At 37.5% G+C, this 12,255-nt stretch carries 12 protein-coding genes; 4 read left to right on the top strand and 8 right to left on the bottom strand.

Annotated elements, in window-relative coordinates; translation table 11 throughout:
• Positions 1-372 precede the first annotated feature (372 nt).
• The 4 genes from JZI27_RS11785 to JZI27_RS11770 all read left to right on the top strand — a co-directional run bounded on the left by JZI27_RS11785 (position 373) and on the right by JZI27_RS11770 (position 3,001).
• Positions 373-1,452 carry a hypothetical protein gene (locus JZI27_RS11785; protein ID WP_280207625.1) on the top strand — a complete coding sequence of 360 codons (1,080 nt, stop codon included), beginning with the start codon at positions 373-375 and terminating at the stop codon, positions 1,450-1,452.
• Positions 1,430-1,969 carry a crossover junction endodeoxyribonuclease RuvC gene (locus JZI27_RS11780; protein WP_280207624.1) on the top strand — a complete coding sequence of 180 codons (540 nt, stop codon included), beginning with the start codon at positions 1,430-1,432 and terminating at the stop codon, positions 1,967-1,969. Before JZI27_RS11785 ends, JZI27_RS11780 begins: the two co-directional genes overlap by 23 nt.
• Before the next feature lie 304 nt (positions 1,970-2,273).
• Entirely contained in the window at positions 2,274-2,588 is a 315-nt protein-coding gene (locus tag JZI27_RS11775) for a hypothetical protein (protein ID WP_280207623.1), read from the top strand.
• A 14-nt stretch (positions 2,589-2,602) separates the two neighbouring features.
• Positions 2,603-3,001, top strand: coding sequence for a hypothetical protein (locus JZI27_RS11770; RefSeq protein ID WP_280207622.1), 399 nt, complete (start codon positions 2,603-2,605; stop codon positions 2,999-3,001).
• Positions 3,002-3,466: 465 nt separating this feature from the next.
• Here the strand turns inward: JZI27_RS11770 and JZI27_RS11765 are convergent, their stop codons facing one another.
• From JZI27_RS11765 to JZI27_RS11730, 8 genes are all read right to left on the bottom strand, one after another.
• Complete coding sequence (locus JZI27_RS11765; protein WP_280207621.1) at positions 3,467-3,910, bottom strand: Hsp20/alpha crystallin family protein; 444 nt, start codon at positions 3,908-3,910, stop codon at positions 3,467-3,469.
• Between the two features lie 377 nt (positions 3,911-4,287).
• On the bottom strand, positions 4,288-4,443 hold the full coding sequence (locus JZI27_RS11760; RefSeq protein WP_280207620.1) for a hypothetical protein: 156 nt from the start codon (positions 4,441-4,443) through the stop codon (positions 4,288-4,290).
• Positions 4,444-4,661: 218 nt separating this feature from the next.
• Positions 4,662-5,543, bottom strand: a complete 882-nt coding sequence (locus JZI27_RS11755; RefSeq protein ID WP_280207619.1) for a tyrosine-type recombinase/integrase — start codon at positions 5,541-5,543, stop codon at positions 4,662-4,664.
• 190 nt (positions 5,544-5,733) lie between these two features.
• On the bottom strand, positions 5,734-6,096 hold the full coding sequence (locus JZI27_RS11750) for a hypothetical protein (protein WP_280207618.1): 363 nt from the start codon (positions 6,094-6,096) through the stop codon (positions 5,734-5,736).
• Between the two features lie 131 nt (positions 6,097-6,227).
• Entirely contained in the window at positions 6,228-7,151 is a 924-nt protein-coding gene (locus JZI27_RS11745; RefSeq protein WP_024984960.1) for a nucleotidyl transferase AbiEii/AbiGii toxin family protein, read from the bottom strand.
• Positions 7,151-7,759, bottom strand: coding sequence for a type IV toxin-antitoxin system AbiEi family antitoxin domain-containing protein (locus tag JZI27_RS11740; RefSeq protein ID WP_280207617.1), 609 nt, complete (start codon positions 7,757-7,759; stop codon positions 7,151-7,153). The genes JZI27_RS11745 and JZI27_RS11740 overlap by 1 nt, the downstream gene beginning before the upstream one ends.
• A gap of 189 nt (positions 7,760-7,948) precedes the next feature.
• Positions 7,949-10,633 carry a DEAD/DEAH box helicase family protein gene (locus JZI27_RS11735; protein WP_280207616.1) on the bottom strand — a complete coding sequence of 895 codons (2,685 nt, stop codon included), beginning with the start codon at positions 10,631-10,633 and terminating at the stop codon, positions 7,949-7,951.
• Entirely contained in the window at positions 10,630-12,249 is a 1,620-nt protein-coding gene (locus tag JZI27_RS11730; protein WP_280207615.1) for a site-specific DNA-methyltransferase, read from the bottom strand. The genes JZI27_RS11735 and JZI27_RS11730 overlap by 4 nt, the downstream gene beginning before the upstream one ends.
• Positions 12,250-12,255: the final 6 nt, after the last annotated feature.

The following is a 12,255-nucleotide window of genomic DNA, read 5'->3' as shown; positions in this document are numbered from 1 at the left end:
AGAGGTGCTCAGGTGGTCAACTTTTTTATGAGCGATGTACCACTAGGTGGTCAATTATTAGATTAGCATTCACACACATTTATTGAAGATGAAAACGGTCTAGTGACGGAAGAACTAACATTTGAAGAATTCCGTCTGTTGGTCGAGTATTCCGAGTTTCTTTTTCAAAAGCACTACTTTGGTCTAACCAACGAAGTGTTTGAGAACATCCATCACAGAGAACAATTGGAAGCAGAGACTTATAGGCTTGAACAAATGGAGTTAGAACAACTGGAAGCAATATTTTTCGATTAAACACATTTTAATCATATTTATTATCTGAATATTAAAAATATAAATGGCAAATTCGACAGCCGAAAGGGGTAATTCACAATGACAAAGAATCATTTAAACGAAAATTACGAACCAAATAAATTAATCAGATTGGCGTGGAAATGGTTTTGTGAGATTCACGAAAGCAGTTTAAGCCCATTAGCATTTAAAGTGGGGTACCGTCTTTACAAATACATTATGCACCTATGCTCTGAACAAACCACAATTATTGGCGACTACTTTCAGTTCTCTTATCTGAAAGAAGACCTTGCTTCTGATCTGGGAGTATCCAGCTCAGCATTGAGACAAAAGGGCAAAAAGCGAAACAATATGACTGTTTGGGAAGAACTAGAGCGTGTCGGATTTATGATTAAGGACGGTGGAAAGGGAAAGGTTACGGTATTCAGTATCCCACTGTTTGCGACCGATCCAATACAGCCTATTAAAGTCGGAACATTCTACAAAAATTGGATAGGCGAAGAAAAATGGTTGGAGTACCTCAATAATTTGCGTGACCAACTAAACGGCACTTTTGAAGAACGAATCAATCGAAACTGGAAAGAAATCGACTTTTCTAAGGAGAACATCAATAATTTTAAAATTTATCCAAAGGACAAGCCTCATCAGAAAGAAACAAAATTGCGTTATCAACTTTTCTGTTTAGTAGAAAAACACGGTTTTAAAGTTCAAGAATTTCAGGATGATGTATTTAAACTTTTTGGGGCAATGGTAAAGTTCCACACAAAATTCCGACAAGAGATAAACTTCGAAGTGTTACAAAGAGCCATTCGGAATGTCTATATCGGAAAAAAAGCAGACGATTTTCAATCACTGTACGGTTATTTAATGGCAGCCATTCAAGATGAGGATATTGTTATGATTGGAGCAAGTAGCGGTATGACCGAAAATGAACAAGATAATCTACGAAAGCAATTACGAAATGAGCGAATACAGAAAAGAATTGAAAAAGCCGAAAAAATGGCAAGGCAGACTAAAGCAAAGCAAGAACACACACAACAAGATATCATTTTAATGGAATTCGTTAATTCACCCCAACCATCAGAAATGGACTACGATGAAGCACTTTTATTTGGCTTTGAGAAAGGCGATATAGGAAATGACCTACCTTATATCGCTTGACCAATCGATTACTACACCAGGCTACTCAGTATGGAAAATTGACGATAACCAATGTTGTTTCCTTCTTCAATATGGGACGATTAAGCTGAATAAACGGCTCCCGTACTTTGAACGCATCATCAGCTTGGAGCAGATTTTAGATCATCTATTGTCTACTTATCCGATTAATATAGCAGTCGTAGAAGACATTCAGAAGCACCGCGGCGCAAGTATTACGACATATAAGAAACTGGCTTATTTGCATTTCTTCCTTACATACTATTTTTTCATTAGAAAAATCGAATGCCATACCATCCACGTCAATACGTGGAGGTCAGGTCTTAAAAAAATGATTGGCGTTTCCAAAGTGGATAAATCAACTGTTCACCAGTTTTTTCATACATTACTGCAACATCCTTCTGATTTCTCAAACGATAAGAGCGACAGTTTGGGCTTAGCCATACATATGTGTACCAATGTTTTGCAAACGAAAAATGTTGACTTGGATAATGCAATATCAAAAACGTTGCCTGAATAATTTCAAAATGATTTAAAAATGATCCTTGGCATTCTTGTTCCCGTCCCTTATACTGGGTTCCACCATATTCAATATTCTGGAAAATAGATTTTTGACCAAGTTTTCATAATTAACCTTGAAAGGATGGGAACAAAATGCTTCATTTTATCGATTCACTCATCACGCCAAACAATATATTTTTTACGGGGTTGTTCCTCATTGGATTAGGCAGTTTACATCGTTACATCCTGAAACTTGAAAAGAAAGAATTGGAGAGCTGATTCATTCATCTTTGTTTTACACTTTTTCCTGAGGAGGGATTACGATGGACTATTCCAATAAAAATGTTGCGTTCTATATTCGTGGGCGAACGATTCGTACTATTGCAAAACAACAAGGTGCCATCAATCGATTTGCCAAAACCCATAATATCAGCCAAGGGAGAATGGAAATCTTCGAGGATCACTGCGACTCGGATGAAGCCCGTCCTGAACTTTTCCGTCTCATTGAAAATGCAGAGCGATTTGATGCTGTCGTAATGTACTCCTACCATCCATTACACATTGATATTGAGAAATATCAATTGTTAGAGAACGCTCTTACAGTGAATGGGCTGGAAATATCGCTCATTCACAGCTAAGAGGGGTGATTCCGATGACGTATCGTGGAGTGGTCGAGTATGCCCAGCAAAAAATAATGCTTTTGCTGGTTACGATTTTGCTTTGTACTGTCGCCTGTATTTTGGCTTTTTTCTTCTCGTTTCCTTGGAGAATACCAGTTGAAATCCTTGGTGTTTGCTTGTTATATTATGCTAGCTTGTTCCTTTCGGAAAAGAAAAGCAAAGCTTCCTTGTCCGCAATCGAATTCAAGGTATCTAAAGGATATTTCTTCGGAATCATTGTTGTAAATAAGACCTATCAAATGGAACAGCAGTATGAGCTAAAGGAATTTCTTGAATTTATTGAAAGAAGAGAAATAAAAACATTCGGCATACCCTCGATAGACGAGCTAACCAACGCAAAGATTACCTTTATTCGGGAAGATACTGCGTAACTGAAAAAATCATTTTCTATTGACGGAAGCAATAAAAAGCTGACCGTCTATTTTTTTCAACAAATCCTTATTTTTTGCCGTTATTAATGGATTTTTTTCTATTAATTGAAGAATATGCCCTATGTTTATCGTCTTCTTGAATTGAATGGTTTATTAATAACTCTGTTACATAACTCGTCCTGTTCTAAGTATCACTATGAACATTCCGTTGCAATTATTCGTATACAATATATTTTATATATCTTTCGTATCGTATATATCTGAATTATTGGATATTTGTATCCAGTATATAAAAGATATTGGGTTCATTTGTTCTTTTAGTTACGCCGCTATTGTTGTAAAAATTACTTTTTATTGAGATAATTACGTTATGTTTAATTAGACGAGGTTGAACAGCATTATAGAGCCAATGGCAATAAGAATAGACCAATCAAAGATTGGTCTAAACGATTTTTCGAAACCAGTTTAATGGAACTGGATATCAATTTTTTTCTTATTATCAGCCTGTATTTTAGGCATACGAATTTCCAATACTCCATTTTTATATGTCGCTTTTATACCTTCAGTATTAACACGACTTGGCAATGCAACAGAACGTTGAAAACGACCAACAAAACGTTCTTGTCTATGCATCTGTTCCTCTTTGACTTCATTAACTCTGTTAATAGAACCACTAATGGTAAGCATATTATGATCAACATCGATATTTACATCTTCTTTCTTTTCTAAGCCAGGAATATCACATGTTGCCACAACTTCATTCTCTGTTTCATGAATATCAATGTTCAGTGTCCCCAACCCCTGACCTATACTTGTCCTAAAAGTCATAAAATCATCGTTGAAGAAGTGGTCCAATTCTTTCCTCATGTTTTCAAGATGGCGAAATGGTTTGTAAGGGATTAATGACATAAAGCAAAAACACCTCCATTTTTATTTTTCCGTAATTATTATTACCAACTATTCGAAGTATTATTCAGCTAAGGACTATCTTTTCGGCTTTGATACGACCGCAACTACCCAATTAACAGATAACCTAAAAGTTTTTGGAGAGACCTCACAAATATACCTAGTATTACTATATAATTATTTTTTATGGCAAGGTTTATGTTTTGTATTCGGAATTTGGCATTATAGCGTTTTTCTAAAACCAACATTTGACCATTATTTACTGAAGAACTCATTTTTAGATAATGATACAGCCATAGGTGTTTAACTGCCTTAAGTTAATCTTTAGGAAAAAAAACCCAACTAGGAATAAACTGGCTGGGATTTTTCGTTACTATTATTCAAAGGAACTTATCCGCCCTTGAAACAGCTTCTTCTTCCGATAGCATATCGAATAACCATCTCATTTCACTGACGACCTGTTGAATTCTCTTTTTATCAATGCCTGTATTTTTCAAGGCAAGAACTGCATAGCTGATTGCCTCTTCATTTGACATGTTTGTATCCTCTCCTCTTGGACAATATCCTGCTAATTGATTTTACAGCTAAACAGAAAAATGAAAAAAAGCGAAGGATCTCCTTCGCAAATAGAGATAAATTACACAGAAATTATTAGAAAAGGTATAACAATGACAAAGCTAAAGAGAGTAGAAGGTTGCTCACTCTATTTAACGAATTAATTTTATTATGAAAGATGATTTTGTCCAAATGCTTGTTAAATCACATCATCTAATTTTCTTAGAACACCGACTAATTCCTCTCTACGGTGCAGAGTGTAAATTTCGGTTGAGGAAGTATGCCGATGGCGGAGCAACTCTTGAGCTTTCTTTATATTTCCTGTCTCATCGATAATGCGCTTTCCAAATGTATGGCGCAACTGATGAGATGTGAATTCGACCCCTGATGTTTTCCGAACCCTGTCAATCATTTTGACCACCGCTCTTTTACCAGCCCGTGGGGTTCGTCTGCTGACAAACAAATAAGGACTGTCGGCAAACCTGCTCTGAGAGCGCTGTTCCATCCATTGGTCTAATGCTTTTCGCAATTCCTGGCTTTCCAATGGCAACTCAGCATAGAAACCACCTTTACCTTCCCTGATTATCACTTTCTGCTTACCAGCTGTACGGATAATGTCGCTAATATGCAGGCTGATTGCTTCCTCTTGCCGTAAACCCAAATACAACATCAAATAAATCATGCATCGGTCACGATCACGCAGAAAGTCATTCGGTTCTTTTTCAATTGCTTTTCTGATCTCCCTCACTTCGTCCTTGTCTAAATATTTTGGCTCTCTTAACCGTTCAAGTTCCGAGAGAGCCTCGTCTTTAATTTGAATAACACCTTTAAATTGACCAGTCGCTTGTAAATACTCCAACCACTTCCGTATTCCAGCCAATTTTTTATTGATGGTCTTCGGATGATTTTTTCTGACCGTCTTTAGATACGATTTGAATTCCAACAGCAACAACTGAGAAATTTCGTCTTCTTGATCTGGAAGTCCAGCGTGCCACTGTCGATACTCCTGTACCGTGGCAAGGTAGGACTTAATTGTTTGATCTCGTACCTCTTGTTCTCTGAGATAGGTGGCAAAATCCATTCCGCCTCACTCTCCTTAACATTCTACGCCCTATTTTTATTGAAAAGATGCCTATGCTTGTCTAACATTCTGTACCCTTTTATAGCACGAAAGGTCATAGAATCCAAATTCTATGACCTAACTGACTCGCCAAACTTTAAAGGAAATTAAAAACAGCTCCACAGGAACTGTTTTACATCTAATCAAATCCTTATGCAGTTTCCACTTCTTCTTCAAGCTGAATTTTTTTATCTGTTTCTCTTGCTGTTACTAAATGCCAATACAATTTGTCCAGTTGAACTGTTGGATGATTCATCATTTGGTTCAGAATACCCTCATGTTCATTAAGAGTTAGCTCATCCAACTGTTTTTGCGCTTCTTTATCATTTGCCAGGCTTTCATCTTTATATCTAAATCCTTGCCAGTGATAACTTTGGGGATTTTTCTTATTTACTGAAAGTTCACACTCTAGTATTGGTGAAAAGGATTGTAGGTTAAACTCAACAATCAACTGCCAAGAGGCTCCCTCTTCAAGATATTCCAAGCGTGAAATTTTCATATCTAATAGCTTCATACAGCGCCTCCTAATTTAATAGTCAGATATCATTACTCTTCTAGTTTAATTGGTAAACTCTGAAAGCCAATACTCTCCGAAAAAAATCCTCTACAATATATTATTCCATTCAAAAATAAGATTCGGACGATTTAACGTCTATCATTCCATTCTTGTAAAGTGTTATCCCATTGTTTAAAGAATTCTTCTTCCTCTATCACCGCCTGATAGATTGGCAGTAAAAACTTAGTAATTTTTGACATGACATCTTGAAATTCAAGAGTCTCGGCAATTCCAATTCGATTCAAAAAGGATTTCCATTGTTTCACTCTCGCTTCGTCTTTGGCAAATTGTTCAGAGAAAACAGGATGTTCCCTTTCAAGCTGGGTTCCTCTACGCTGAAAGGTTTCAAATACTGCCTCCATTAATACTCTTCCATCATAATGCTCCGTGGTTAACAGCGTATAAATATCATAGAAATCTTTCATTCTGCTATTCACAATAGACAGGGTGATCATAGCTTCAAACTTTTCTGAGATTACTGACTCCATTGAATACGCCTGAATATTAGGCGCTTCCATATTCAACAGTACAGGGTAATCAATCATTTGTGGCTTTGGAACAATCACATCCCCGAAACCAATATCAAGTTGAAGCACCTTCCTCATTCTCCCTAGCAACGATGGGATCTTAATACGAATCCCTTCATAATCCGCATCCTCTTTGATCCGTTCCGCCGTTATAGCTGCAACATCAAAATTCACACCGTCGTCTTCTTCAATTGGCATAGTGCATATTTTTTCAAAAGCATTCTTGATATACTTGATGTCATTAGCTATTTGACGGGCTAGGAAATCTATGTCTCTCGTCGGTCTTGCCTTAAACTGTGTTAAGGAAAATAGAAAAAGACCGCCTTTCAAAACAAATTTGTCTCTAAACTCCGAAATGGACAACCGATACAAGAAGCGTTCCTGAAAATACAGAAGCAACAATAGATCAAAAGCCTTTCCAGTTTGCTTGGCTATATTTCTTAATCGTTCGGAAACAGAAGCGGGAATATTTTTCTTCTCACTCATCACAAAAGCACCTCAAGATATTTTAGAAGAACTGTTTTGATTCGCAATTTTTCTGCATAGTCGACCAGTTTGGTAATATTCTTCTCGGGGCGTTGCAGATAATTTCGCAGCCCTTCCTTCATAATATCAATGCCGATTTTTTCCCTATAACGAATAATGTCACAGATGGTTTTTTCTCGATCATATATCTTGACATTATTCCCCTCTATCTCGACCTCATCAATCCCATATTGATACTGTGTTTCTGAAAAGTAAATAATCTTGATTGGTGGGTAGTCTGGTAAACTTGGCTTTTTAGCACCTCTGTATATGGCAACCTGATGTTCCCACGGGTTGTATGTAGTCAATTCATAATAAGCTAGTGCGGAGAGAAGACACATTACCCCTTTGGGAATAACTTTTGAGATTTCTACAATTTCGTCGTACTGATTTCCCTCATATTTTGCATGTCTATAAAGTCCCTGCTTAATCCGAATGATTTCACCCTCATATTCCAATCTGCGAATATAATAATGGTTAATTCCTTCGTTAAGAAAATCCTTCGTTCTAGCAAACCCTTTTTGTCGTTCAAAGATATTCAATATTTTTTCTTGTATTTGCCCATTCATTTTTTCTCACCCCTTTTACAAAATGGTCGGCAGTTAGATATAAATGCAAACCCTACTATATACTTATTCTGCTTTTAATAGCCATTTCCTTCTTTATTATTTACAAAAAGGTATGCAGTTAGACGTATAAGCAGAACTAGACAAAAAAAGCCCCGAAGTCGGGGCAAGGGTTTAGTTCTAGTTAACTTATTAAGGCTGGAACAGATATCGTGATTTCAAGCCATCGATGGTCATATTTTCTTGAACATCGGAGTGAGGAATGAGAAGATAACTCCACTCTTTACCACCATGCTCAAGCTCATGCTTGGATGCATGGGTACACCACTCCATAACTGCACGTGCTTTTGATTGAACGATACTGTCTTCCATTTCTTTCTCTTTCTTAATTTCGCAGATAAATTTACTTGTCTTGGTTTCGACAACAAAGTCTGGTTCATATGCATTGCTTTGATTGTAGTATATTTTAAAATGTTCAGCTAATGGTTTAAACCATTTGTCAACGTTCGGATCATTCTCACAAATGACTGCAAATTGACGTTCACTATCCGAATCAAACTTCTGCTCTGGGTAAAGGCATTTAATAAATCCGCCAAACACCATACTACGGATACGTGATTTATCTTCAACAGGCTGACGGAACGGTCGTACTCCTTCGGATAGCAATGTGGTATAACTAACTGGTTTAAATGTTGTAAATCCTTTGCTAACATGGACTTCGTAAGAAGTGGCGGACTCATAATAATGGTTCTTCATCTGGGAATGAATCAGTTCGGCTAACCGCCGCTGATTATACTGAAGAACATTGCGAACAGCGTTATCATCTGGCAGATAACTTTGCAAATGCTTGACCATCTGATTACATAACTCGTATAACAACTCAGCATGGTCATCATATGATATGTCAGGATAATCTATGAGCGCCGAAATCAGATAATCTTCTAATCTTTCTTCATTTGCTTGATTATTATTACGTTGCAATATTTCCCGAGTATGTGTCCTTAAATGCTGTATTAAAATATGTTCAGCAACTGGCTGCAAATTGACACTCGATACTTCCAATTCAAACGGGTGATAGCCCCAGGTTAATTCACCAACTGGCTGTACGACAATTCTCGGAATATCGATACTGTGCTGAATAGTCTGTTCAACTAACGCCTCTACCACCTGTTCTACTAATGCGTTAGTCTGCTCTGGAAATAGATCCAACTGGTTGATAAGATATTCTGAGCGTATTTCCTTAACTAATTGACGTTTAACTTCTCCAGTTGCCAAATACTTGGAACTCGGTAAATGTTCATAAGCCTGGAGTTTTCTTTGTGCCAATTCATATACACTCTTCACATCTTCCGTCTGAACTTGTTTCAGTTCGCTAGTACTTGTGGATATAGCTGAAACTTGAGCCTGAATTTGCTGAACTATACTCTGTTTCAGTTTTGGAACGGAGGTTATAGCTTGCTTCTGTTCTGTGGCTACATCTTTTCCGATATATACCCCACTGCGGATGATAGAATTCGGGTTGTTCGCCTCATCAACAATCTCTTGAAAACGATCATGAGCGATGATCGTTAATCGGTCAACTGCCTTAACTCCTGTCCTTTTTCCATAAGGTAACCGTAAACCTCTGCCAATGGACTGTTCTACGAGAGTCTTCGAATTCGCAGCTCGTAATGGAATAATCGTATAGAGATTCGTTACATCCCAGCCTTCTTTAAGCATATTGACGTGAATAACGATTTCTGTTTCTGATGCAGGATTTTCCAATTGCATCAATTCTTGAATCGTTTCGTCTTTTTCTTGACCGCTTTGGTTAGAATGAACGGTTATGACCTTGTTCCGATAACGTCCATCAAAGAAGCCCTCCGACTGGATGATACCCATTAATTTTCCTGCATGGGTAGTATCCTGCGCTACAATCAGAACAAAAGGCTTCACTATCGGCTGATGATTCTGCCTGGCGTAGACCTCCAGTTCGACTTTGGTTTCTTCATGTACAAGAATACCGTCCTCAAGCTTTAATCTTTCTAACTGCTCTTCCGTATATTGTCTTGAATTAAAGTTCTCACGAGTAGCAACGGCTGGCTCTTTAACGAACCCATCTTCCATTGCTTTATGTAACGGATAACTATAAATCACATTTTTGAAAGGAATCGTCCGAGTTCCCGATTCTATTTGAGGGGTAGCCGTTAATTCTAGTCCTAGTATCGGTTTTAATTCATTTAATACTTTTACCCCTGCGGATGCACGATAACGATGGGATTCATCCATAAGCAAAACTAGGTCAGGAAGTGAAGCTAGATACTCAAAGTAACTCTCTCCAATATATTCACTCAATCTCTTAATGCGTGGGGCTTTACCGCCACGCACTTCAGAGTTGATTTTAGAGATGTTAAATATATTAATATGAACATCGTTAAACAAGCTTCCCTGATTGCGGTTACCGATGCCATCTTCATAATTTTCACCTGTAATAATAACAGGAGGTAAAGATGCAAATTCAGCTATACCTTTAAATACATACTTTGGAGTATTAGGGGTAAAGTCTTGAATTAATTTATTATAGATCGTCAAATTGGGAGCAAGTACAAAAAAGTTCTTAATCCCCTTACTTAAATATAAATAGGAAATAAACGCTCCCATCAATCGTGTCTTTCCCACACCTGTTGCCAAAGCAAAACAAAGCGAAGGAAATTCACGTTCAAAGTCAGTGACAGTTGGGTATAAAGACTTTATTTTTTCTAACTCTGCGGCTAAAGCGTGGCTGTCGTGTCGCCCAAGTTCTATCACATTACCAACATCTGAAAGAATTTCTAACGATTCCTTCTGTGGTTTTCTTAAGCTGAGCCTAGCAGATATCGCATTTACATAGTTATTCATATCTCTTCCCCTTCACCAAACAGCTCCATTTGTTCTGTCTTTTCTCGTTGAGGAAGCTGTGCAACATTTAAGCTATAATCGTCTCTTCCAAATTCACATTTTTTAAGAACGGAAGCAGGAATTTTTTGAAAGGTAATATTGGGATAGTCCGAAGCATTCACACTATAAGCTTTGCAACAAATCAGCAACGTCTCATCTTCACCCAGTTGTTCATGAATTTGTTCAGCAATTTCCCTTGTGACTAACTGTGTTGTTGTATAGATGAAGTCCGTTTCTGTAGATTTTCCTTGTTTCCAATAAATTGCATCATCGGGCGAATACGTAAAACCATGATGTTTGCACATTGCTTCGGCTAACATTGGTGCGTTATATTCTTTATTTATGACCCAATTTCCGAACTTATCCTTCTCAAGTAAACTCGGCGCTAAGCGATAATAGCGGAATCCACCTCCGCCTTGCCAATTTACATTTTTGCTAATTCCGCCCTGATCTGTACCATCAATGACTTGCTTTATACGAGGGATGATATGAGTATGACAATGTTCCCCCAATTCAATCATAATCCACCTCCGACCCATCTTATGGGCTACTGCTCCAGTTGTGCCTGAACCAGCAAAGGAGTCAAGAACAAGGTCGCCCTCGTTTGTTGCGAGAGTTAGAATACGTTCCAACAAACGTTCTGGCTTTGGAGTAGCAAAGACTTCGTCAGAATTAAATGCTTTAACTTCTTTCTTTGCCTCCTGATTATGACCGACTTCCGTATATTTCCAAATAGTCATTGCAGTAATACCATCTTTTACATCCGATAAAAATCTTTTTATAGCAGGAACATTATTACCATCAGCACCAAACCAAATCCTACCATCCGCAACCATTTCGTTAAACTTATCCTGTGAAACCCGCCAGCAATAACCTGCAGGAGGGTTAACCACTCTTCCACTAGGAGTAGTGATAGGATAGTCTGTGTTTGCATTGTATGTCTTAACAGATAAGTCACCAGGCTTCCATAACCCTCTCGGGTCATTGTCTGGATTTTTATATCGAGAATTCATGTCATCCGTTCTAGGCAACAGATTAGGACGCCAAATTTCTTTGTTTTTTGCATATACAAGTATATGATCATGACTATCTGACAACCATTTAGCATCGTTTTGAGGTGAATATTTTTTTTCCCAAATTACATTGGCTACAAAATTTCTTCTGCCAAATACTTCATCACATAGCACCTTTAAATAATGGCTTTCATCATCGTCAATACTAATCCAAATGCTACCGTCCTCATTTAATAATACCTTCAGCAATTCTAATCTCTGCTTCATCAAACTTAACCACAAACTATGCTCTATACCGTCATCATAATGCTCAAATGCATTTCCTGTGTTGTACGGGGGGTCTATAAAAATGCACTTAACTTTTCCAGTAAATTCTTGTTCTAAAGCTTTAAGTGCTAATAAATTATCTCCAAAGATCAATCGATTATCAAAAATATCATTTTTCGAAATTCTTTTATTTAAGTGGTAAGATTTATCTTGATCTTCAATGAGAATTCTTGGTTCAACTCTCGGTTTCTCATCTTTACCAATCCAAGTCAACTCCAGCTTTGTTTTCTTGCTCATCATTAC

The sequence above is a fragment of the Brevibacillus sp. AY1 genome, assembly GCF_029870785.1.
Lineage (GTDB): Bacteria > Bacillota > Bacilli > Brevibacillales > Brevibacillaceae > Brevibacillus > Brevibacillus invocatus.
This window is presented reverse-complemented; position numbering and strand designations above follow the sequence as displayed.

Bases quoted from the DNA above. Each gene is read 5' to 3' on its own strand.
- JZI27_RS11755 (WP_280207619.1), bottom strand. From the start codon at position 5,543: ATGGATTTTGCCACCTATCTCAGAGAACAAGAGGTACGAGATCAAACA.
- JZI27_RS11740 (WP_280207617.1), bottom strand. From the start codon at position 7,759: ATGAATGGGCAAATACAAGAAAAAATATTGAATATCTTTGAACGACAA.
- JZI27_RS11730 (WP_280207615.1), bottom strand. From the start codon at position 12,249: ATGAGCAAGAAAACAAAGCTGGAGTTGACTTGGATTGGTAAAGATGAG.
- JZI27_RS11760 (WP_280207620.1), bottom strand. From the start codon at position 4,443: ATGTCAAATGAAGAGGCAATCAGCTATGCAGTTCTTGCCTTGAAAAAT.
- JZI27_RS11780 (WP_280207624.1), top strand. From the start codon at position 1,430: ATGACCTACCTTATATCGCTTGACCAATCGATTACTACACCAGGCTAC.
- JZI27_RS11765 (WP_280207621.1), bottom strand. From the start codon at position 3,910: ATGTCATTAATCCCTTACAAACCATTTCGCCATCTTGAAAACATGAGG.
- JZI27_RS11770 (WP_280207622.1), top strand. From the start codon at position 2,603: ATGACGTATCGTGGAGTGGTCGAGTATGCCCAGCAAAAAATAATGCTT.
- JZI27_RS11785 (WP_280207625.1), top strand. From the start codon at position 373: ATGACAAAGAATCATTTAAACGAAAATTACGAACCAAATAAATTAATC.
- JZI27_RS11775 (WP_280207623.1), top strand. From the start codon at position 2,274: ATGGACTATTCCAATAAAAATGTTGCGTTCTATATTCGTGGGCGAACG.
- JZI27_RS11745 (WP_024984960.1), bottom strand. From the start codon at position 7,151: ATGAGTGAGAAGAAAAATATTCCCGCTTCTGTTTCCGAACGATTAAGA.
- JZI27_RS11750 (WP_280207618.1), bottom strand. From the start codon at position 6,096: ATGAAGCTATTAGATATGAAAATTTCACGCTTGGAATATCTTGAAGAG.
- JZI27_RS11735 (WP_280207616.1), bottom strand. From the start codon at position 10,633: ATGAATAACTATGTAAATGCGATATCTGCTAGGCTCAGCTTAAGAAAA.